The sequence below is a fragment of the Liquorilactobacillus satsumensis DSM 16230 = JCM 12392 genome (genome assembly GCF_001435195.1).
Taxonomy (GTDB): domain Bacteria; phylum Bacillota; class Bacilli; order Lactobacillales; family Lactobacillaceae; genus Liquorilactobacillus; species Liquorilactobacillus satsumensis.
On the sequence record NZ_AZFQ01000053.1, the window covers coordinates 172036 to 195113 of the forward strand.

The following is a 23078-nucleotide window of genomic DNA, read 5'->3' on the forward strand; positions in this document are numbered from 1 at the left end:
TTTAATTTTATTTTATAATCTACACCGTCATATGCTGTCTAATCCCCTGGTTCACGCAACCAAGGCTGCGCGCTGGTTTCATTTTCAGTTAAAATTCGGTGCATTGTCTTTTGCGCTTGGGGTACAAACATTTTGGGTTCAGGATTCACCGGCACAAACTGCAGATCAAGTGTTTCTGTCCCATCTTTGCGCAATACTCCACCAACTTTTCTAACTTCAAAACCAACCCCAATCGTTTCTTGTGCATCGCCCCAAGAATTCTTTTGGGTGATATTGGTCGAGATGCCCAAAACACGTGTGACCTCAACATCCAGATTAGTTTCTTCTTTAAATTCGCGAATTACTGCTTGGGTAGGAGAATCACCATACTCTAAATATCCACCTGGAAACCCCCAACCAACTTCAGAATCCCAACGTTTCTCCAGTAAAATTGCATCATGTGCTTCATTCCACAAAACACCGTAAGCCGAAACAAAGATCATTCCTTCATGACCCACTTTTTCACGCATTCTTGCTATGTAATTTTTATCCATTGTCGTCTTCCTTCTATGTCAAATAACTTTTAACTTCAGTAACGCAGCTCCATGTATTCATTTTAGCTTACTTTAAATGTGCTTTTCAACATCTTCACTTCTTTAAACTTGCTTCTTTGAATTTTCCCCCTTAATCAACTTCCGCTGCATTTACCTGCACCTGCTTTGCTGCCCAAAATGGGGCTCGCACCACCCCAATTACCTTCTTTTCTGGAACAAAACCGTAATAACGACTGTCATTAGAAATATTTCGATTATCGCCTAAGACAAAATAGCTATTTTTAGGAACTGTAAATTCCTTATTTTCAAAAATTTTAACTCCGGCAGCTTCCGGATAGCTCGCCTGGCAGCCCAATTACCCGCTTAACATAGATCGTTTTTGCAGTAGTAGCTTGATTTTTTTCAATTCCCTGTGCATAAAAAGAAATCACTGTATTATGCCTGACTTTTGCTTTATTCAGGCGATAGACAACTTCATCGTTTCTCAATGTAGGACTCATTGAACTTCCAGCGATTACCTGCATCCCAAAGAATTGGTTAATGATCAATGCCATCACCAGTCCAACTAAAATGGGAATCACCCAGTCTCCGATCTGTTTAATCCGCCTCAATTTATTCTCCCTACTCCTTCTTTGCAAACTGCCAACTGCTCTTTCTAGTCTGTTTAGTTTGCTTTTCCAACTCTTTCAAGTATATCTTGCAACTGATAGAATTTCAATTTGCTCAGCATTTCACCAACCTATGCGGATAAAATTCAAAATTATTTATTTAAATAAGCGTAAAGAAACATGCTTTTTTTTAAATAAAATGATCTGTATCCATCAAAAGTAAGGATTAGTTCTAGGATAAGCGTAAAAGGTCTATTTTGGGGGCAGAAAATTGCAGCAAAGAAAAAAAGAATTACAGCGCACACACCAGTTCCTGCACAAGCATGCAGCACTGTGGTGTGGTTTATTAGTAACTTTATTACTCATGGTGGCGGCTGGTATGCTGGTGTGGCACCAATTAAATCCTAAAACCCATTTCAATAATCTAAAAACGGTCGCGCACAATCACACTCAGGTCCATCAGGCCAAAGGGACCTTTAATATCTTGGTAATTGGATCTGATGAACGGAAAAATCAAGTTAGCGGCCATACCGATTCCATGTTGTTAGTCCATGCTGATCTAACTAAAAAGCACTACACCATTATGAGTATTCCACGTGACTCACGCATCTACTTAAATAACTTTGGGTATACAAAATTAACTAGCGTACAAGCTGTCTATCAAGCAAAGTATGGTGCTAAACAAGGTGCTTTTCGGGCTGTCCAAGCAATTTCAAGTTATCTAGATGTTCCTGTGAATTATTATTTAGAAACTAATTATACGGGTTTTCGTTCTATGGTTCACGCAGTTGGGGGAATTACCATGAATGTGCCTTTCAATGTCACTCTCACGCATCCATGGTATGCTGAAGATTATAATAAGTTGATTACTGCTGGAAATCACAAATTAACTGCTAAGATGGTCACCGAAATTGTTCATGAACGCGATTCGGTACCTGGAACAGATTTTGGACGTCAACGCCTTCAAGAAGCTGCCCTGCTTGGGATTGGAAATAAGATCAGCGATCCGCTTAACGCTTTCAAAGTCCCAGCACTCGTCAGTTCAATTTCACAATTTCTTGTTGCCACTAATATGAGTAAAACCGATATGATTAGTATTGGGTTGGCTATGAAAAGTAATTTTAATGCTAAAAAACAAGTCCGTTATTTACAGCTTCAAGGAAAAGACACGGTTCTTTATGATGATGTATTGCAAAATTACAATGATGAAATCGTCCTTGAACGTTCGCAGTTGCACAAAATCATCACACAAGATTTTTAAAGGAATCCCGTCTTTAACATAAAAAGCTGCATGTGCACTTTGGTTTGTACCAAAGATTGCACATGCAGTTTTTTTACTCAAATTCGCCTTAATTACTTTTATGCCAAAGACTTAAATAACAAGACTCCGGCACCCATCACAATACAATATAGCGAAAAAGGCCCCATCGTATTGATTTCTTTGCGGTTGAACCAATGCATCAGAAAGTAAACACTTAAAAATGCAAAAAAGCCTGCGACAACGCCACCCGTCACCGAAAGTCCTAATAGTCCCGCCGGATGATGTTGAATTAGTTTAGGAATCTCTAACACTGCTGCCCCGGCAATCACTGGTGTTGCCAGTAACATTGAAAATCTAGCAGATTCTTCATTTGAAAGCCCCAGCCAAAATCCGGCTGTCATGCTAGAACCCGAGCGTGAAAATCCTGGAATCAATGCAAAAGATTGAAAGATGCCCACGATAACTGCTTGCCACCAGGTCAACTCTTCCAGCTTCTTGGTTCCTTTTTGTCGAAAACGTTCTCCCAAAAATAACAGGACCCCATTCACTATTAAGAAACTCGCTGCAAGTCCAACATTACTAAAGGCTTCGGTAATCCTCTTTTCAAACAATGCACCTAAAATAACCGCCGGAATTGTTCCCACAACGATTAACATCAGTGTCTTTTTTGAATCCCGTGTAAAAAGTGAACGAATAATCTGATACCAGTCTTTTCGAAAATACAATAATAATGCAAGCGTAGTCCCCACATGCATCATTACGACAAACTCCAAGAAGTTATTCTTCAAAAACTCTTCACTAAGATTCCAACCAAATATGTACGGTACGATCACTGAATGTGCGACACTGCTGATTGGAAAAAGTTCTGAAATTCCCTGCACGATCGCTAAAATAATTGTTTGTAAAAAATTCATTGTTTCTTCCCCCTTATGCAGTCTCATTGTAACCTAATGACCGCCACAATCAGGTAATTACTAAGGTTTCTTAAACAGATTTGCATTATTTTATAAATCTTTAAGCTATTATGCAAACATACCCGCCGTTGCCACTTTCCAAGTTATCAAAGTTGATTTTAAATAAGTCTAACAATTCAGAAAAAAAGCCTTATCGTGGTTCTTCAGTATATTTCAGCGTATATTAACTGTGTACAACCATTACGCCATCAGGCGGCTGAAAAGTACTGGTTTTAAAATCAAGCAAGAGAGAGGATTCGGTAATGATGGATACGCGATCACTAATTAAAAAATACCCACAAGTACGTGCTCTAATGAATAAAAATCCGCTTTTTTGGCGTAACCCTGATTACGGACAGCAAGCTGCTTTGCCATTCTCTCAAGCAGATCTTTTTGATGCAGTTGCACGCTGGGAACGCTTTGCTCCTTATCTAGAAAGAACTTTTCCAGAAACAATTGCAACACATGGAATCATTGAGTCACCCTTAATTCGACTTGAGCACCTGCAGGAAAGCTGGACCGAGCTCAATTCCTTGGGACTAAACGGAAAACTTTTTCTCAAGGCTGACAATCAGCTACCGATTTCTGGGTCAATCAAATCTCGTGGTGGAATCTATGAGATTTTAAAATTTGCTGAACAGATTGCTATGGTTGAAGCAGATCTCGTCTATCAGGACAATTATCAAATCTTAGCTTCTGCTAAATATCGCAAACTTTTCGCAAACTACGGCGTAATTGTCACTTCAACTGGAAACCTTGCACTAGGCGTCGGTATCGTAGCAGCTGCTTTTGGCTTCAAAACTACTGTTTATATGTCACATGATGCTCGCCAATGGAAAAAGGACAAATTACGCGCAAATGGAGTCACAGTCAAGGAATTCACAACAGATTTTTCCCACGTCATTACCCAAGCCAGAGCAGATGCCAGCCGTGATCCGCGAATTCACTTCGTCGATGATGAAGGTTCAGCTGACCTTTTCTTAGGATACGCCGTTGCAGCTGTTCATTTGCAAAAGCAGCTCCAGCAACACCATATTAAAGTTGACTCAACTCACCCAGTTGTCGTCTATCTGCCCGCTGGTGTCGGCGGTAGTCCGAGTGGAGTCACCTTTGGTTTAAAAACCATCATTGGGCCCAATATTCATGCGGTCTTTTGTGAACCAACCCACGTTCCTTCTGTCACTTTAGGAATGATGACTAAGCTGAATGATCAAATCTGCGTGCAAGATATTGGTCTGGATGGCTTAACTGCTGCTGACGGTTTAGCCGTTAGCCGACCTTCACGCTTAGCTGGCAACATCATGCGAACCCTGCTTTTCGGCAGCGTCACATTTGCAGAGCCTGATATCTTTCGTTACGTCGCACAGTTGATGGATACGCAGCAAATCGCGGTTGAACCTTCAGCTGCTGCGGGTTTCACCGCAATTCCTACGATTACCAAAAATGTCTCTGCATTCAATACCCCAGATACAACTCATATTGTCTGGGCCACAGGTGGCAATCTGCTTCCTGAAAACGAAAAAATTGCTAATTACATTCAAGGAAAAGCTTTACTATGAAAGTAGTAAACAGCGTTAATTCTCGTGCTGCAATTAAAAAGTAAAAATTTCAAAAATAAAGCTGTAGGCGTCCAAATAAGAAAATATACTAAAAAAAGACCGCGCCTTTAGAAATAACACAACGCTCTGTTATTCCCAAATTCACGAATCCTTTTGTTCAATTATTCAGTAATTACTCAAAAAACAATTGTGCCTCTCCTAATTTAATTGACTGCCCTTTTAACTTACCCTGCGCACCTGTAAAATGAAGTGTACTCAAATGATTAGCTGTTCCCGCAACAAATTCAAAAGTTCTTTCTTGGACTGGAACTTCAAAGCCCGCTGAACCTTTGACAACAGAACTTGCCAACAATGTGGCCCATTTTTGTGCAACTTCTTGCGGCCGCGTAACTGTAAAGGTCGCCGCCACCACTTTCAAGTCGCCTGCTGGATGACTTTGGATTAATTTTTGCTCCCTTAACTGTGCAATCCTTGCGGTGTCTGGACTTTGCCAATCAATAAAAAATGGATAAGGCATTCCTTCAATTTGACCATCAATAAAGAAAATTTTCCACCTAATTAATCGCTGCTGCTCATCCAAACGTTCGCCTTGTTCAATAGGACTGACTGGAATTCCAGCAGCTTTTAGCCGGTGCCACGTAGCTTGCAAATCAGTGCTGCGAATCGCAACCGTATTCAACCGTTGTCGCTGCTGCTTGAAGTCTTGCACTGCATCATAAACGGCAGCCGCTTCACTGCGGGTGAAAGAATCAGCCTGCTCTTGGTCAAAAACACTGATCAGTTCAATATAATTAATCCCAAAATACCCTAATGCGTTAGCAGTGCCCCATGCTTGATGCTTCCCTCCGCGCTGAAAGATAATTCCGTGCTTAGCAAAAAGTTGGACTGCTTCGTCCAGCGACTGTACATTAATCATTGAATGATCCCAGTTCAAGTGCTCCATTATTAATGTTTCCCTCCTAAGTCTGTTGTCCGTTGAATCGCCGCTAAAACTGCATTTTGAACTCCAGCTGCAAAGTCACTTGCATCCAATTCATGCTGCGCCGCGATCCCAACCCCACCAGCAGAGTTGTTAATATCTAACAGTTCATAAGGATGTTTGCCACTGATTTCAAGCATCCGGGCCGCTCCTTTGAGATTCTCTAATGCGACTGCATTGGCCTGTTTTCGCGATAATCCGCCTAGAACACCTGCATTGGTCAATGCAATAAAAAAGTTATAAACGTAATTCGGTCCTGCAACTCCATACCCTGTATAAATATCGAGCTGTTCTTCCGGAATGTAATCGACTTTGCCAAAGCTCGTTAAAAATGGTTCGATTATTTTTTGATTTGCGCGTGCAGAGCGGGTGACCCCGCTGTATCCAAAACCTGTTTCTGTCAATGTATTAGGAATAATCCGCGTCAAGGCTAACTGAACCTTAGTTGCCGCTGCAAGTTGCTGTAAAGTGACTCCGGCAATAATTGAAATCACTTGAGCTCTAGGATTTTCTTTGACAATTGTTTTTAAAATTGCATTCCAGTCATCTTGTGGACGAACTCCCAGTAAAATGATTTCTGCTTGCTGCAAAGCTTGGGTTGTCGTCACCGCCGCTGTGATATTGTATTTTTGCTGTAAGTAAGTCACCCGTTGTTCATTTATATCAGTTACAAAAGTTGTTTCAGGTGCAAGTGCCTTGTTCTTTAAGGCAGCACGGATAATCGCTTCAACCATTTGTCCGCCGCCAAAAGCATAGAGTGAAATCGTCATGCATCAGACCTCCCAATTCATTTTAATCTTCTAGATTGTAAAGAACTTCAAAAACATCAACCATAACCTTCTTCTAGTACCCAGCAAAGAATCTTTGGGTGTACCACTTGTTATTACAACCACCTCCTTGAATTTCGCGATATCTGTTTTACTAAAGCACTTTTTTGCTTATGCACCCACTGGCATTCTTTCAAAATAAAAAGCTTCCGGCCTTGACTGCTGAATTGCTAGTCAAGGGACGAAAGCTTTCGTGTTACCACCCTAGAATCATAACCCACTCACATGAATTACCTCAACGACACCTTTGATGCCAGGGATGATAACGGATCCTTCCGTGATCACTGCGTTAACACTAACCAATTCGTTCAGAGTTCATCTTCACAACACCGTTCCTAACTGTCTTTCACCGCACAACAGCTCTCTTTAAAAGAACAAGTCCTGCTACTCTTCTCTGCATAACTCAACTATTAAGATTATCATTGATAATATCACTAAAATTCAGATTTGCAAGCGTCACTTTCTAAAATAATCATTTAGCTTTTGCTGGAAATATCCAGTTAGCAATTATTTTACGTTGCACAAGCAGCACCACACTCACTAAAAATAGCGCTAAAAGCCCACATGCCGGAAATCCCCAACTACCAGCAGCTAAGTCCATTACTGCGCCAACATACAAACTTCCAAGTGGGGTTGTTCCTTGATTCAATAAGACATAAACACTCATAATCCGCCCACGAAGTTCATGCGGAATTCCAACTTGAAATGAAGCATTGGATTGATTTAAGAAAATCATATTACAAAAACCGAGTAAGATCATTATCACGCTTGCCAGCCAAAAGCTCCGGACAAACAGCATCAAGGATTGCAAAAGCATTGTTCCAAACGAAACAACTAGGTAGAGGCGGCGATTAAGTCCATACCGCGCTAAATAACTCATAATAAAAGCGGCCGCAAGTGAACCGATTCCAGTCGCAGAAAGCAAGTTGGCATAGGTTTGTGACCCAGCGTGCAGCACTTCTTCAGCATAGATTGGAATGATTACGTTGTTGTTGAAATTCAACGTGCTGATAATCAACATCATAGTCGCAACTAATTTGAGCTCCGAATGCGAAAGGACATAGTGAATTCCTGCCAAAATATCACGTAGCATTTGAGGCCTTTTATGTGTCTGAATAACTGCAGGAATATTCTCGATGCGCGCTAACCCAAAAATAACAGCTAGATAACTCACGGTATTAATAAAAAAACACCACGTGATTCCAAACTGCACCATCAAAATTCCAGCAAGAGCTGGACCGGCAATTTTTGCCAAATTAAAAATCGACGAATTCAGCGAAATTCCATTTAACAAATCTTTTTTGCCCACTAATTCAACTACGAATGACTGCCTCGTTGGTGTGTCAAAGCTTTGTAAAATTCCCATCCCAAATGCAATTGCCAGAATTTGCCAGTACTGTACTACTTTAAAATAGACGATCAAAGTCATTAAAGCTCCTAAAACTAAAAAGCCACACTGAGTTATCAGCAAAAGCGTCCGTTTGGGAAAACGATCAATCAGCGTCCCCGCTATTAAAGTTAATCCAAGCAGCGGTAAAAATTGACAAGCTGCCAGCAAACCCACTAAAAATGCAGATTTGGTCATTTGATAAACCAACCAAGTCTGAGAAGTTCGTTGAATCCAAGTGCCCATAACTGAAATACACTGTCCAGTCCAAAAATAGCGAAAATTTCGCGATCTAAGTGCCGCAAAGGTATTTGCAAAAAAATGAGTCTGCATTATTCACACCCCACTAATTCTGTTCTTTACTTTTACTATCTTAACCCTAACTAGCGCTATGGGGCATTTTAAGAACTTTTTTAAGAGACTTAGCTAAGTTTCACTTTTAAAATGGCTGTGCACCTTTTTTAGCTTTACTTTATCTAACAAGCTTAGTGACTTATTAAGCCTAGTATCGTGATACAATGCCATTTAACGTCAAAAAACAGTCAGACTGAAAATTGCGTTTGCATCTTCAATCTGACTGCCTCTCTAATTCCTAAAATGGACATTTAAACTAGGTAAATTCAGCTAGCAATTAAATCCAAACATCATTTTCCGCGGTCAAAGATCCGGTTGTATCTCCAGTGTTCAATACGCCCTCTGGTTCAATCAACAAAATTTGGGCTTCTTCTTTTGCATATGGCTTATGCTCTTTTCCTTTTGGAATAACGAACATTTCGCCTGCCGCTAAGTTAACGTTGCCATCCCGAAAATCGATTCTAACATTACCTGTGAGAATAATAAAAACTTCATCGGTTGTATCGTGTTTGTGCCACACAAAATCATTTTGAATTTTAACAACTTTAAACTGATAATTGTTCATCTGAGCAATAACTTTAGGTGACCATTGCTCAGAAAATTTGTTTAGCTTTTCGTTAAAATTAAGCGCTTGATAATTCATCTTGTGACCTCCGCAATATTTAGTAATTGTTTTGACATCATCTGTGCCTAAAGACGCTCGCCTACTAGTGCACTTTTTGAATTATACAGGAAACAAGCTCGGTCTACCTAATTTTTACTCTTCCTTAGCTGTTTCAACGTAAGTAACTGCACCACTTCTTCTCAAATAAAGCATTGACACCCAGAGTAATCCCAATGCCGTAATCATAAAGAGCAGCATCATTCCGATTGAAACACCCACCTGACTAGTCCCTAAACCAGACGTTAAGGCTTCTCTAAATCCATATATCGAATATGTCATTGGTAAAAATGGATTGATTGCTTGGAAAAATCCATTCATTCCCTTGGTAATCTCAATTGGAAATGATCCTCCAGAAGCTCCCAACTGAATCACCAGCAGGATCATCGCAGCAAACCGTCCCGGATTTGAACCTGCGACTGATAGGAACATTATCAGATACATTGCCGTTAAAGAAAATACCAACGCATTCAGCACCAGTTGGAGCGGGTGATCCGGTGTCAAGCCAGCAGCCATCATTAAGAGCGTCTCGACTAGTGCGTTTCCAGTTGCAACTAATCCTCCAATTGTAACTTTGCTGAAGAACCAATCCGTCCCAGTCCCACTCGGTGATGCTAGTCTTCTGACTGGATATACCAGGTTGAAGACAAGGGCTCCTACATACAAAGCAACTGACAACATATATGGCGCAAGTGCATAACCATAATTGGGAACCTTGCTGTAATTTTTGTGTACTAAGTTGGAAGGTGCTGCAAACATGTCTGCTGTCTGCGCAGAGGTCTTTACTCCATTTACCTGTCGGGCACCTTGAGCAAGTGCTTTAGCCAATGCTTTATTTCCGGCTGCAAGCTGGGTTGCACCTGTTTGTAACTTCGGTGAATTATTCTTCAACTGGGAAGTTCCACTTGCCAGTTGAGAAACACCGGTAGTCAAAGTGGGAACCTTGCTGTTTAATTAACCCAGACCGGTTGCCAATTGTGTGGCTCCAGTATTCAGGCTTTGGCTGTTATCATTTAATTGTTTTGTCCCACTAGCTAATTGCGCAATTCCAGCAGTTAAAGCCGGGACATTGCTGTTCAATGTTCCTAGACCAGTCGTCAACTGGACCGCTCCTTGATTAAGAGTGCCACTCTTAGCAGCTAATTTGCCAGTCCCATTTGCTAGTTGTGTAATCCCAGAAGTCAGGGCTGGGACATTGTTATTTAGTGTTCCCAGGCCAGTTGCAAGCTGGTTGGTGCCGCTGACTAAAGCTGACGAATTTGCATTGAGCTTTCCTGCACCAGCAGAAAGTTGATTTGCTCCAGCTGTATAGCTATTAATTCCTGCTGCTAATGCTTTAACCGCAGCGGTGGTCTTAGAATTTTGCGATAATTCGTTAACTTTAGCGCTCAACTGGGCTTCAGTCTGCAGCTGGTTGGCATCCAAAGTAGGCGCACTTCCATTCACCCCTGTATACAATTGTGTTGCCGCCGCTGCTGCTTTACTAGTTAATTGCTGAAATTCTGTGGCTTTGTTTGTGAGTGTCAACAGGTTATCCAGTTGGGCTTGTGCACTGTCATTAGTCATTCCTTGACTTGTCGCTAATAAGTTTTTCGAATCAGTCATCAAGCTTGTCAACTTATCCGTAGCACTCGTTAACTGCTGGATTTTGGAAGAACTCAAGTTAGCTTTGACATTGTTAAATGTTGTACTGAATGCACTCAAATTAACACTTTGTTTAAATTCTTGTGCAGCCGTTCCCAATGCCGCAGCTTCTTTAGCATTGCTGTTATCATTGCCTGTTGATAATGCAATGATTTGTTGCATTTTTTCTTTTTCATCCGTATTAGTACTGCTATTAGCAACTTCTCCCGCCAATTTGCTAATTGCTGTCGAATTACTGCCGATCTGCGACAAACTTGTTGCCAACTTATTTGTAAAAGTTGTCTGTGCAGTTTGCGCTTGACTTAATTGACTATCTAACTGCGAGATAGTGGGTGCAATCGCATTTAAACTCTTGCTTAAGGATTGCAGTAATGCCAAATCATCAGATAAAGCGTCCATTTCACTTTGCACTTTGGTAGTTTGTGTTGAAACATTTTTCATCTGTGTTTTCATTTGAGTAAGCTTTTCTTGATTGCTTGTAATTTGGCTAACAATTTTTTGGGTGTTCTGTTCAATGACAGAGTTCAGCACATATAGTCCCGCCGTTGCCTGGGGCAATTGACTGGTTGCTTGAACAAGCTGACTTGCTCCCGCATTCAAAGTCTGTGATTTGCCTGCAAGTTTATTTAAATTCTGGGTAACGCTGCTTACCCCTGCCGTATATTGGGTCACACCGCCGGTCAAAGTGCTTGATCCGGTTGCAAGCTGCTGCACTCCGCTCGCCAATGTGCCGGTCTTAGCATTCAGAGTTTGCACACCACTATTAGCCTGATTAACTCCACCAGTATACTGATTAATTCCTGCCGTTAAACTCTTTGACCCCGTCGCAAGCTGTTGCACCCCAGTTGCCAGTGTGCCTGTACTATTGTTCAACTGCTGAGTACCTGCATTCACTTGGGCAACTCCTGTCGTATATTGAGCAACTCCTTTTTTCAATGCAGTTGCGCCAGTCGTCAACTTAATTACACCCTGTCCCAAGGGAACAACCCCTGTCTGGAGCTGAATAACACCATCATTTAGCTTTGAAACACCTGCTGTATAAGTATTAATTCCATTGGATAAGGTAGTTGTGCCTTGCTTTAATTTTCCCGCTCCGCTTGCCGCTTTGGAAAATCCACCACCGATTTTTTTTAGCGTTGCAAACATTGCACTTGCGTACGCCTTTGTAACCGATTTCCGTACTTGATTATTAAGCTGCTTCACGCCTTCTTCGCTGATCACTTTTCCAATATAATTCAGCGAATCATTTGTTTCGTACTTCAACTTCATTTTGCGCGGTTCTTTGTCAAGAACAGTCGTTGCATTTTTGGAAAATTGCTTAGGAATTGTAATGACCGTATAGTACTTCTTGTGAGCTAACCCATAAGCTGCTTGCTTTTTCGAAACAAAGTGCCATTCCAAATCATCATTTTTCCGCAGTTGCTTGACCAAATCATGCCCAACTTGCAGTTTCTTTCCTTGATACTTAACTGCTCGATCTTGATTAACAAGTGCCACCGGTAACGAACCTGTATTGCCATAAGGATCCCAGACTGACTTTAAAAAAAAGACAGAATATAAAAAAGGGACAATCATGACAGCAAAAATCGTTGCAACTAAGATTTTGTGCCTACCAATATTTTTAAATTCTTCCTTAATCATGTTCACTGTTCCCACTCCCATACCATTTTGATTACTTCTAATTTCCTTAAAACGATGGAATTAACCAATTAGCTTAAACTCATTCAATTCCTTCCCAATTATTCTGGCAAGTCGTGCTACAATTTCAGCCACAGGTTTCTCGTAATTTTGCTGATTCCACAAGATTAGCACAGCAAATACTGCACCTGAATAGTAGGAAACCGCATAAGGAGAAGGCTGCTGGCCGCACTTTAAAAAATATTCAAAACAAGCACTCAAATCCTCCGTCTGTGCTTTTAAAACTAATCCTTCAACTCCAGCATTAGTAATTGCTGCTACAATTTGCGGATTCTTTCTAAAATAGTTGAAATACCCCTGCAGCAATTGCGGTAAACAAGTTAAGTTATTAGCTGTCATCTCTAACTTGAACTGCCCCGATACCCCGATAACCGTTGAAAGATCACCTTCAAGATGTCCTCTTTGCTTTTATAATTGCGATACAAACTCATCCGTGAGACTTCAGCTCGTTTTGCAATCTGCGTGAGCGAGATACTATCAAATTTTTCAACTTGCATTAATTGAAAAAGGGCAGTCTCAATCCGCTTTTGCGTATCAACACTTCTCTTATTCATAAATTAATCCCCCTTTCTAGGAAAGTTTCAGCTAAAGAATACCCAAAAGGTATTATACTTCGTTTCGTTACAAATGTAACTATTTTTTCAAAACTTAATCTCGTTTATTTTATCCGCGCAACCATATCCGGTTTAAGCTTAGTTGGCTTGCTGTTATCAGGAACTGCTAAAGCGACGCAGTTATTCATAAATGTAATCGTTTTCCTAGCAATTAACTTCCTCCTTATGGTAGTTTGGAGGTGTATATAGTTACTTTGTTGTTGTCTTTAACTTCTTCAATCTTGAAAAGAGGCAAGTTTATGATGTCAATCCTAACTATTTTGCAGCGTCAATTTGATTTGATTGAGACAGAGCTGATTCGTTACCGTAATAATCCCTTTGATGTTGAACGGACACATGATCTGCGAGTTGCAATTCGTACCCTTAGAGGACTCTTCAAATTTCTAAAACGTGAAATTCCACAAGCTGCTTTTGCAGTTGTGGATAAAAATCTTAGTGAAGCTGCTAAAATTTTTGGAACTTTACGTGAATTGGATGTTTTAATTGCCAAATCCAGTGAATTTGCTTACACACATCCAGAAGAACACACCAATTACCGCCATTTCTTTCAGGATTTTCATCACCGGCGCCAGCAGGAAATGGAAAGAATTATGGCACCAAAAGTTCAACAAGAATTGACCGACTACCTTGCGGGTGTGCGAGATCAATTAGGAATTTTGCGTTTTGACAAAAAAACTGATTGGTCTAAGCAGGTCGCTCAGGAACTTAAGCGACGCAAAAGCAGTCTGGATAAGGCTTTCAATCAGTTGGATTTCAAAGACTATACCCGCGTTCACCAGATTCGCAAGCGCGCTAAAACTTTGCGCTATTCTGCAACCTACTTTGCCAAACTGGCTCCTCAAAAAGCCGTTAAAGTTCAAAAACAGGCTAAAAAAATCCAAGCAATTTGCGGCGAGATTACTGATGCACATGTTAATTACGATTTCTTACTCCAATTTGCTGAGCAGACTGATAATTCGGCTGATAAAAAGCTGTTATTACGAATTGCTCAAGCGCAGCATGAGCTCTATGCTCCAGCTAAGAAGGATAGCTAAAAATGGTAATTAATTATTAAAGGGGGCTGTGACAAAAGTTAAGTTATGTCACAGCCCCGCTTTTATTCCGGATAAACGTGTTACATAAGTCAAAATTCTCCATCTAACTTCGAATTACTCATAGCAAAGATTCTCTACAAATAACTGATGCTAAAACCAGTAACTACAAAGCTAACTGCTCAAAAGCTTATTGAAATTAATCTCCATCTAATAAAAAAACGTTTGTACTCACAGATTCTGGCAGAAAACTGGTCCAGATGCATGATTTATTGCACCAAAAGGCACTAACTCAGTATGCTGAACTCTTGTCTAACTTTTCAGCAGCAGAGCTAGTCGTCATCAGCAAATTTATCAGTGTCTTAATTGCTCAGCTAACTAAGTATGACTGACTAACCTCCAGCGATCCTTTTAAACTCCGAAATTCTCAAATACACTTTTCAAAAGAAGCCCCACGGTTTAAGATGAAAATATCATCTAAACTTCGTGGAGGCTCAGCAATGAAAACTATTTTGGCAATTCATACCGGTGGAACGATCTCAATGTCTCAAAATGAAAACGGCGAGGTGGTCCCCAACGATGAAAATCCGCTTGCTAAAGAACAGGTAATTCTAAAGGGCCAGATAAATCTTATTACAGATAATCTCTTTAACCTTCCTTCTCCGCATATTACTCCGCAAATAATGCTGGCACTTAAGCAGCGTATTCTGCAGGCGATTGAAAAAGGAGTTGATGGGGTTGTCATTACCCATGGAACAGATACTCTAGAAGAGACCGCTTATTTCTTGGATCTGACTTTGCCCAACACAATTCCAGTTGTTTTAACTGGTGCAATGCGTTCCTCAAATGAAATTGGTTCCGATGGCCTGTATAATTTTCAAAATGCAATTTCAGTCGCTGCTACTCCTGAATCTTACGGTAAAGGTGTCTTGGTGGCAATGAACGACGAGATCCATACTGCCCGTTTTGTTACTAAGACACATACTACTAATGTCGATACCTTCCGCACTCCGACTTTTGGACCAATTGGGATTGTCACACAGCATAAAGCTAAGTATTTTCAAGAACTAATTCGCACGGATGTTTGCGAAATTGATCATGTTATTTCAGGAGTCTACTTGTTAAAAGCGTATGCTGGAATGGATGGTGACCTTTTCTCAGCTTTAGACAACAAAAAGACACATGGGATTGTTATTGAAGGACTTGGGGCAGGAAACTTGCCACCGCAAACCATTCCTGCTATTCAACAATTATTGCGGCATCAGATTCCAATTGTGCTCGTGTCACGCTGTTATAACGGAGTTGCACAAAAGATTTATGATTATGCTGGTGGTGGAATTCAACTTGAAAAAATGGGCTTAATTCTCTGTCAGGGATTGAATGGCCAAAAGGCACGGATCAAGCTGCTGGTGGCGCTTAGCAGTCAAAAAAAGGGAACGGATTTACGGCATTTTGTTAGTAATGCGGTTTCGTAAAACGAAAGCAGTGCCATCTTCAGCGATTAGCCGCTAGGGACTAGGTCCAAATTATGCAGTAGTCTGGGTAAACTAAGGAGAGTGTGACATAAGCCGGGAAAATTTTCCCGACTTATGTCACACTCTCTTAGTTTGTTGCGAATAAACATTCCGTTCCAGCCGTCAATCGCGATTGTTTTTTTTATTTTCTACTTCAGTTACCTCACGCCCACTAAAAAAGATTTCTAACTGTTCTTTTTCTTCTTCACTAAGCGTGGAACTTGTTAATGCACGCAATAATTCCGCTTGCAACGAAAGTTTAACTTCCCAAAAACCAGCTATCTTTTTAAAAAACTTACGTTCATAATGAGAAAATACAGGATAGATTTCCAAAAACTGGGAAAAAGTCAGATCTTGTTCTTCTTCGATCTTCGTTACCCAGCCTTTACTTAAAGCCTCTTTAGTTGGCATTCCTAAAGTATTAATAATTTTTTTATCTATTAAAAAAAGATAAGTTTCGGCCTTTGTCAATTCAGAATTACTTTTACTAAAATAACTAAAGGCTTGTTCAACTAGTGGAGGATAAATAATATTCATCTACGCGCCTCTTTTATAATTAATCATTGCAGCTAACAACATTCAAAGCTCTTTAAAATCAAGATCCTTCAATCAAACAGTAACGATTACTATTTAAAGATAACAATGATTTCTTTTCTTGTCAACTGCAGCTCCTTTCAAGCTTAAATTACAAAAGAATTTGAGACTTTTAAACAAACATTGTGTCCTTCTTTGATACTGAAATTAAACTTCAAAATAAGGCATAGGACCCACTCTTTCACTTTAATTAACTGATACACTCCTGAAGAAATTACCAGTTTTCAGCTTCAACTTACTTATTCTGTAGCTTTGAATGCCGCAATCCGTATCCAAAATAGACCACTAAGCCTAATACTAACCATAGGCCCACCGAAATCTTGGTAATATTCGGCAACATAATAATGAAATAAACGCTTAAGCTCCCCGCAATACATGGTAGAACCGGATACAACGGCATTTTAAAGCCCTTATTTTGAATATCGTGCCGCTTACGCAATGGAATAACTCCAAAAGAAATAAACGCAAACGCCAAAAGTGTGCCCGCATTGATTAATGAAGCAAGTTCTGTTAATGGTACCAAACCGGCAAAAAAGGCCTGTACAATCGTTGCGACAAGAATGGCGTTTTTAGGAACAACATGTTTTGTGCTGACAACTCCCATTTTAGCAGGTAATAAACCATCCCGTCCCAGTGCATAGACCAGCCGTGAGCCTCCAAAAAACATTGTAATCAATGATGTAAAAATTCCGATTAATGCCCCAATTGTAATTAGCTTATTCCACGTATTTAGATGAATAACTTGGAGCGCATAAGCTGCAGGATCGTCTACATTTAATTTAGAATAATGTACTATTCCGGTAAGCACAAATGAAAATGCAACATATAATACAACTGACACACCCACAGTACCTAGAATCCCCTTTACGACATTTTTTTCTGGGTTAATTGTTTCTGCAGAATTAGCGGCCAAGGCATCGAACCCGATAAAAGCAAAAAAGACCGTTGCAGCAGCAGTTGAAATTCCACCCAGACCCAAAGGTGATGTCTGGAACTGTTGCGGATAAAATGGCACATAATTGCTTGTTTTGATATAAAAAGCGCCAACGGCAATGAAAATAATAATAATTGCAACTTTGATGACGACCGCCACATTTTCTACTTTTTTAGAAAGGCTGGCACCATGTAAAATAATAAGTGCGACTACTAACACAATTAGCACAGCTGAAAGATTAATCACACCACCTTCTAATGGACCTGCCTGTAAAGCTTTGGGCAAATTCAAGCCAAATGATTCCAAGATATTATTATTGAAATAGGCAGCAAAACCTGTTGCCTCAGCTGATACTGCAAGAAAATATTCCAAAATTAATGACCAACCTAAAATCCAACCGATAATTTCCCCGTACACTACGGAACCGAATGAGTATGCTGAACCAGCCACCGGCATCGCCGATGAAAATTCGGCGTACGCCATCCCAACAATTCCAGAAACAATTGCTGCTAGCAAAAAAGCAATTGCTACTGCTGGACCGGCATGCAGTGCAGCTTCATGCCCCGGTAAAATAAAAATTCCAGTCCCAATCACTGTTCCAATTCCAAGCGCTAAGAGATCGCGTGCACGCAGACTCTTGGTCAGGCGTGCATCGGCCTTCAAGTATGTACTGACTGTTTCTTTTTTAAATACGTTCTTCATGAATCCTCCTAAAAATATTATTAATTTATCCAAAAAAAAAGCGTCTTCCTCTTATTCAAATGCTCGATTTAACAAGCTGAATAATTGATTTCGCTTAAAGGATAGCCGGTTAATTGTAACATAGGATGTCACCTAAAATCATATCAATAATTTGTTGAAATTAGCTGATTAACTTAATCTTTCATTAGATTAGGCTGTGCCTGCAGTTGCTTTAAAATATTTGCTTTAAGCTGCACCCCCAGCCCATTGCCCTCCGGAAGACTCAGCTTCCCATTTTCAAGTTCAAAGCTTTTTGTGAGTGTATCATTAGTATACAACTGTGTCGCAGGCGCAAGGTCGCCGGGAAAAGTCAATGGTGCAAGACTCGCAAGTGCTAAATTGGCAGTTCTTCCGAGTCCGCTTTCAAGCATTCCTCCACACCATACGTTAAGCTGATGCTCAAGACAAAACCGAATAAGCGCTAAAGCAGGCGTAAAGCCACCTACACGTGCCAGTTTTAGATTAATTGCCCGACAGCTTTTTAACTGATAGGCAGTTTTAACATCATCAATTGAAAAAATATTTTCATCTAAACAAAGTGGCACGGTGAGTTGGCTCTGTAAACGAGCATGTTCTGTAAAATCATTAACGCCTAAAGGTTGTTCTAACATTGTTAATGTTGTTTCTGTGAAATTCTTAAAAATAACTGCTGCTTGTTCGTAAGTAAAGGCAGAGTTGGCATCCAGCATAAAATGCACTTGCGGAAATTGCTGAAAGATTGGAAGGCAGTTAGCTGCCTCAGTCCTTGTGGTAATTTTAATCTTGATGCGCTGATAACCGGCCGCAACCGCTGTTTTCACGTTTTGGAAAAGTATTTCCCCACTTTTTTGTGCGCCTAGGCTGATTCCGACAGCAAATTGTTTCCGTACCTCTAATCCACTTTTTTGCCCTAAAAGACCAGCCAATGAGGTTTGACGTTGTTTGGCAAATAAATCCCAAACAGCCGTTTCTAAGGCAGCTTTTGCCATCTGATTTCCCTGAAATTTGCTAAACAACGTTGTCATTTCTTCTGGCTGCTCAAAGGTCCTTCCTTTTAAGCTGGGAATTAAAAAGCGTTGAAGAAAAAGCCGCGCCCCAGCTTGAAACTCCGGTGTATAGTTAGGTCGTTCAAAAGCTTCAAGTTCCCCATAGCCCCATTGCCCATCAGCAGCACGTAACGCTACAATCGTAATCTGCCTCTGTGTAGCTGTCTCATGTGCAGAACGAAAAGGATACTTAAGTTTTAAAGTATATGGCAATAGCCTAACATCAATTATTTTCATGTGCTTCAATCCTTCCAAGCGCCTGCAAAACTGCTTGAGGCTGCTCAAGATGTACGTTATGTCCAGCTTTGGAGATTACTTCCCTAAAGGCATTTGGAATTTCATGCTGCAGTTTTGCAGTTAAGTACTGGTACTTACTGTCATATTCACCACAAAGCAGCAAAACTGGTACTTTGATTTTGCTTAGCTCTGGCCATAAGTCAGGCATTTGCCCCGTTCCCATGCCTCGCAGACTAGCAGCTAGACAATTTGCGTGCTGCCCCATTCGCTGTTTATGCACAAAAGTCTGCTTAGCAAAAGGTAATTTTTGTTGTGAAGCAAATAACGGCAACTTTTCCCATGCCGCGACAAAGTTCGCTAACGGTTCACGCTGAAGCTTAAGTGCCAGTTGTGCATCATGTTGTTGGCGTAACCGTCGTGCTGCCGGCGCAGTAATTCCAGCTGTTGCACTTTCCAGTACTAAGAATTTCACCAAATGCGGGTAGGTCAATGTAAGTTGCAGTGCTAACCGACCGCCCATTGAGTAACCCCAGACGTTCACTGGCGGTACCAGTTTACGCGTAATCAAAGCCGCCATATCAGCAGCCTGCCGTTCAATCGAAAAGCGGCTGGCAGGTGCTGCTGTCAGTGAATGCCCATGTCCCAATAAATCTGGAATAATACAACTTCCTGCCAGTGCAGGTGCAATCTGTTGAAAATCGGCCGCACTTCCCATAAATCCGTGTAACAGGATCCATTGCTCATCAACCTGCCGTTTTTGTTCCATCGTTTGAAAATAATATTCCTCATCATTAAGCTTGATTTTCATTAATTAACATCCTTAAAATTCCATCTTTAACAGCTTGTTGCAGCTGCTGATGCTGTGCAACATTTTCTGAGCGCTTAGTCACAACCTCAATTATTTCTAAAGAATGGACTGGAGTCGCCAAAACCTGCTGCAAAGCGGTAAATGATTCAATTTTTTGATAAGTTGCATGATACAGTGCGGCTACTTTGGCTATTTCCAGATTTTGAGCAGTTCCAAATAATTCTTCAAAATCGGCTACCTGTGCTTGCGGCAGAAAAGAAAAAATCCCGCCCCCATTGTTATTCACAACAATAATTCGCAATTGTAATTGATAGCGCACCGCCATCATCAAACCATTCATATCATGAAAAAAAGCAAGATCCCCGATCAGCAAAAAATTAGCGGTTTGCTTGTCTTGTACTTGAGCACTCATCCCTAATGCACTTGAGATAATTCCATCAATTCCGTTTGCTCCTCGATTACAAGCAATTTTAATCTTTTCTCTGGCCGTTAAAAAGAAACGTTCAATGTCTCTGATTGGCATTGAATTACTAACAAACAAATTGGCGCGTGCGGGAAGCTGCTGCGCAAGTGCCACCGCAATTGCCGGTTCGCAGAATTTCTGCGTAAAATCATACGCAGTTAAACTTTTAAGTGTCTTATTCTGTACTCCAGCCCATTTATGCAACCAGTCTGCAGGTGTCGTGACTGGGCTTAAAGCTGCAAAAAAATTTGCTTCTTCCACTGGTAAAACATGTGTAGCAGTTTTGGTATGATCATTAACTTCTTGATCAGGATCAAGATAGTAAAGCGGAATCTGTAACTCTTTTAACCAGGCAGCCAGTTGCGCTGACACCAAAGTGCCACCGCTTCTAATGATCACCTCCGGCTTGAGTTTTTCACGCACCTCAGGAATTCCCATAAACAGTTCATAACCTGTGATTACATTTTCACTCGCATTTCCTCGCAGTTGACTTAATGAATCTGCTAAAATCGGCCAGGCCGAAGCACGTGCCCATTTTAGGAGTGCCGCATGCTGGGGAAGTTGCATCTCAGGTCCTGCAATTATCAGCCCCCGTTTATTAGCGAAGGTTTGTTGCAGCTGTTTAAGATCGAATGCGGCTAACTTTAAAGCCGCTGTTTCAAATTCAATTTTGGGATAAATAGCCTTAGCCGGACTCAGTTGGGGTAGCAATGGCTTGCGTAATGGCAAATTAAAATGAACCGGGCCACACGGTCGTGTTTTAGCTGCAACGACCATTCGCTGTACATTAAAATTAAGATATTCAAGCTCAGCTGAACTAGCTGAGGCTAATGGCAATTCACAGAAATGTTTCACCTGTTGCCCGTAAAAATGAATTTGATCCAAAGCTTGCGGCGCTCCAATATTGGTCAGTTCTGGAGGACGGTCAGTTGTCAAAATTACCAATGGCAGGTGTGCGCTTTTAGCTTCACACACTGCAGGATAAAAATTAGCGGCGGCAGTTCCTGAGGTACAGACCAACAGGACTGGACGCTTAGTCTGCTTAACAATTCCAAGCGCAAAAAAGCCCGCTGAACGTTCATCAACATCTACATATAGGTCAAGTCTTCCTTGGTGTTCTAGTTGTGCCAGCAATAATGCAACTGGCGTGGAGCGCGAACCAGGTGCTAGAACTGCTGTTGTGATTCCCTGGTATCGCAGTGCTTCCAAAATAGTGTTTACTTGTTGGGTAATTGCTTGATTACTACTCATCATTTCCTCCTAAAGCTTGCAATAACGGCTGAAACTTCAAGTGCGTTTCATGAACCTCTTTGTCAGGAGAAGATTCCGCCACAATTCCTGCACCGGCAAATAAGTAAGCCTGATTCTCTTTTAAAACAGCCGCCCGAATTCCAACCACTAGCTCCCCACGGCAATTAAAGTCAAGATAACCAAGCGGTGCGCCGAAAAGCCCCCGTGGCCGCTGTTCGACTTTTTCAATTTGCTGCAGCGCAGCCTGCTTAGGAAGTCCACCCAATGCAGGTGTTGGGTGCAGTTGCGCGAGTAATTCAAATAGCTGATAAGGTCCAGTCCCTTTAATTGGAGTATACAAATGCTGAACTTGCTTATTCTTCAGCAACTGTGGGGACGCGGGAATCGTTAACTTTAGCCGTTGCTGTGCTAATAAAGCAGCAATTCTTTTGACCACAAACCGATGTTCCTGCCGATTCTTGTGATCATTGAGCAATAATTGCCCTAAGCGTTGATCTGCTAGCGTATTTTGTCCACGTGCAGTTGTTCCCGCCAGTGCGGCTGTTTGAAATTCATGTTGCTTGAATTTAGCAAACCGCTCTGGAGTTGCACTTACAAACGCAGTCCCTGACTTTTTCAATAATAAGTGGTATGTTTCGGGCTGTGTTTTTAACAAACGCTGCAAAGTAACATAAGGATCAAGCTGCGTTTGCGCCTCAACGATTAAATAACGTGCCAGCACTACCTTGCTCAAGTGCTGCTGTTTAATCTGAGCAACGACATGGGCAACATTTCTTTTCCAAACTGCAACATCTGTGGCACTTACCTTCAAATGCCCCATAGAAGGAAGCTTACAGTCGCTTAATGCTGCGGCCTGCAGCTCTTTTCTAACAGCAGTTGTAATTGACTTCAATTCAATTGGTCGAAAACTGCAAGCAACCACATATGCGCCAGCCTTGCCTTGTACAATTAATGTCTGCGGTAAGAAGTAATATCCATTTCTTAGCTTTCCCCAGATCTGGTCAGCAGACTGCTTTGAATTAGTAAACCCGAGTCCGCCAACAATTTCCGGTTGAATTTCTTGTCTTTTTTCACCAGCAGGCACACAAACTAGTCTTGCAGCCAGTTGTTCATACCATTCTTTGAGTTGTAAGAAAAGATTCTGGTCTTTTTCAAAAGTACATTCTGCCAGTGCGCCATATGCAAGTCGAACCTGCTGCGTGTCTGGATTATGGAAAAAGAAGACTGGATCATGGTTTTGTGCACATTTTAATAAAGTCGGCAACGCTAAATGCGGTACTTTAGTCACAGTGTAATAGATTTTCACAATCATTTTTCCTTCACATAGTTAACTTTTTTATAATCGCTTTAAGCTAGTTCGATTTTAGCATAACTTCAATTTTGAAGCAGATGATATGCAAAA

At 41.0% G+C, this 23078-nt stretch carries 20 protein-coding genes and 1 pseudogene; 4 read left to right on the forward strand and 17 right to left on the reverse strand.

What is annotated here, in order from left to right; genetic code table 11:
• Positions 1 to 38: 38 nt before the first annotated feature.
• From FD50_RS10490 to FD50_RS13035, 3 genes are all read right to left on the reverse strand, one after another.
• Positions 39 to 533, reverse strand: coding sequence for an NUDIX domain-containing protein (locus tag FD50_RS10490; RefSeq protein ID WP_056961558.1), 495 nt, complete (start codon positions 531 to 533; stop codon positions 39 to 41).
• A 130-nt stretch (positions 534 to 663) separates the two neighbouring features.
• The gene (gene lepB / locus FD50_RS13030; RefSeq protein WP_056961560.1) at positions 664 to 888 is read right to left on the reverse strand and encodes a signal peptidase I; all 225 of its coding nucleotides are present in this window, start codon (positions 886 to 888) and stop codon (positions 664 to 666) included.
• Positions 848 to 1144, reverse strand: a complete 297-nt coding sequence (locus tag FD50_RS13035; RefSeq protein ID WP_054755885.1) for a S26 family signal peptidase — start codon at positions 1142 to 1144, stop codon at positions 848 to 850. The genes lepB and FD50_RS13035 overlap by 41 nt, the downstream gene beginning before the upstream one ends.
• Positions 1145 to 1412: 268 nt before the next feature.
• On the opposite strand from FD50_RS13035, the gene FD50_RS10505 reads away from it, so the two are divergent.
• Positions 1413 to 2402 (forward strand): LCP family protein, encoded by a 990-nt coding sequence (locus FD50_RS10505; RefSeq protein WP_054755883.1) that lies wholly within the window; start codon positions 1413 to 1415, stop codon positions 2400 to 2402.
• Between the two features lie 98 nt (positions 2403 to 2500).
• Here FD50_RS10505 and FD50_RS10510 read toward each other — a convergent pair whose 3' ends face one another.
• Positions 2501 to 3316, reverse strand: a complete 816-nt coding sequence (locus FD50_RS10510) for an undecaprenyl-diphosphate phosphatase (RefSeq protein WP_056961562.1) — start codon at positions 3314 to 3316, stop codon at positions 2501 to 2503.
• 305 nt (positions 3317 to 3621) lie between these two features.
• Between FD50_RS10510 and FD50_RS10515 the strand changes: the two genes are divergently transcribed.
• The gene (locus FD50_RS10515) at positions 3622 to 4914 is read left to right on the forward strand and encodes a D-serine ammonia-lyase (RefSeq protein WP_056961688.1); all 1293 of its coding nucleotides are present in this window, start codon (positions 3622 to 3624) and stop codon (positions 4912 to 4914) included.
• A gap of 172 nt (positions 4915 to 5086) precedes the next feature.
• Here FD50_RS10515 and FD50_RS10520 read toward each other — a convergent pair whose 3' ends face one another.
• The 7 genes and pseudogenes from FD50_RS10520 to FD50_RS10550 form a co-directional block, all read right to left on the reverse strand.
• Positions 5087 to 5857 carry a VOC family protein gene (locus FD50_RS10520; protein WP_056961564.1) on the reverse strand — a complete coding sequence of 257 codons (771 nt, stop codon included), beginning with the start codon at positions 5855 to 5857 and terminating at the stop codon, positions 5087 to 5089.
• Between the two features lie 2 nt (positions 5858 to 5859).
• Positions 5860 to 6663 (reverse strand): pyrroline-5-carboxylate reductase family protein, encoded by an 804-nt coding sequence (locus FD50_RS10525; RefSeq protein ID WP_056961566.1) that lies wholly within the window; start codon positions 6661 to 6663, stop codon positions 5860 to 5862.
• A 529-nt stretch (positions 6664 to 7192) separates the two neighbouring features.
• On the reverse strand, positions 7193 to 8440 hold the full coding sequence (locus FD50_RS10530; protein WP_056961568.1) for an MFS transporter: 1248 nt from the start codon (positions 8438 to 8440) through the stop codon (positions 7193 to 7195).
• Between the two features lie 298 nt (positions 8441 to 8738).
• Complete coding sequence (locus FD50_RS10535; protein WP_056961570.1) at positions 8739 to 9104, reverse strand: cupin domain-containing protein; 366 nt, start codon at positions 9102 to 9104, stop codon at positions 8739 to 8741.
• Positions 9105 to 9218: 114 nt separating this feature from the next.
• A pseudogene (locus tag FD50_RS10540) lies at positions 9219 to 12428 on the reverse strand (YhgE/Pip family protein).
• Positions 12429 to 12467: 39 nt separating this feature from the next.
• Complete coding sequence (locus FD50_RS10545) at positions 12468 to 12803, reverse strand: hypothetical protein (RefSeq protein ID WP_054755879.1); 336 nt, start codon at positions 12801 to 12803, stop codon at positions 12468 to 12470.
• Between the two features lie 2 nt (positions 12804 to 12805).
• Complete coding sequence (locus FD50_RS10550; protein ID WP_054755877.1) at positions 12806 to 13018, reverse strand: TetR/AcrR family transcriptional regulator; 213 nt, start codon at positions 13016 to 13018, stop codon at positions 12806 to 12808.
• A gap of 299 nt (positions 13019 to 13317) precedes the next feature.
• On the opposite strand from FD50_RS10550, the gene FD50_RS10555 reads away from it, so the two are divergent.
• Positions 13318 to 14112: a CHAD domain-containing protein gene (locus FD50_RS10555; protein ID WP_235803463.1), complete on the forward strand. Its 795-nt coding sequence runs from the start codon at positions 13318 to 13320 to the stop codon at positions 14110 to 14112.
• 497 nt (positions 14113 to 14609) lie between these two features.
• Entirely contained in the window at positions 14610 to 15584 is a 975-nt protein-coding gene (locus tag FD50_RS10560) for an asparaginase (protein WP_056961571.1), read from the forward strand.
• A 162-nt stretch (positions 15585 to 15746) separates the two neighbouring features.
• Here the strand turns inward: FD50_RS10560 and FD50_RS10565 are convergent, their stop codons facing one another.
• The 6 genes from FD50_RS10565 to FD50_RS10590 form a co-directional block, all read right to left on the reverse strand.
• Positions 15747 to 16160: a hypothetical protein gene (locus FD50_RS10565; protein WP_056961573.1), complete on the reverse strand. Its 414-nt coding sequence runs from the start codon at positions 16158 to 16160 to the stop codon at positions 15747 to 15749.
• Between the two features lie 292 nt (positions 16161 to 16452).
• The gene (locus tag FD50_RS10570) at positions 16453 to 17853 is read right to left on the reverse strand and encodes an APC family permease (protein ID WP_056961575.1); all 1401 of its coding nucleotides are present in this window, start codon (positions 17851 to 17853) and stop codon (positions 16453 to 16455) included.
• Between the two features lie 173 nt (positions 17854 to 18026).
• Complete coding sequence (menC, locus tag FD50_RS10575) at positions 18027 to 19154, reverse strand: o-succinylbenzoate synthase (RefSeq protein ID WP_056961577.1); 1128 nt, start codon at positions 19152 to 19154, stop codon at positions 18027 to 18029.
• The gene (gene menH / locus FD50_RS10580) at positions 19141 to 19962 is read right to left on the reverse strand and encodes a 2-succinyl-6-hydroxy-2,4-cyclohexadiene-1-carboxylate synthase (protein WP_056961579.1); all 822 of its coding nucleotides are present in this window, start codon (positions 19960 to 19962) and stop codon (positions 19141 to 19143) included. The genes menC and menH overlap by 14 nt, the downstream gene beginning before the upstream one ends.
• Positions 19946 to 21676, reverse strand: coding sequence for a 2-succinyl-5-enolpyruvyl-6-hydroxy-3-cyclohexene-1-carboxylic-acid synthase (gene menD / locus FD50_RS10585; protein WP_056961581.1), 1731 nt, complete (start codon positions 21674 to 21676; stop codon positions 19946 to 19948). Before menD ends, menH begins: the two co-directional genes overlap by 17 nt.
• Positions 21669 to 22982 carry an isochorismate synthase gene (locus tag FD50_RS10590; RefSeq protein WP_162256079.1) on the reverse strand — a complete coding sequence of 438 codons (1314 nt, stop codon included), beginning with the start codon at positions 22980 to 22982 and terminating at the stop codon, positions 21669 to 21671. Before FD50_RS10590 ends, menD begins: the two co-directional genes overlap by 8 nt.
• Positions 22983 to 23078 lie beyond the last annotated feature (96 nt).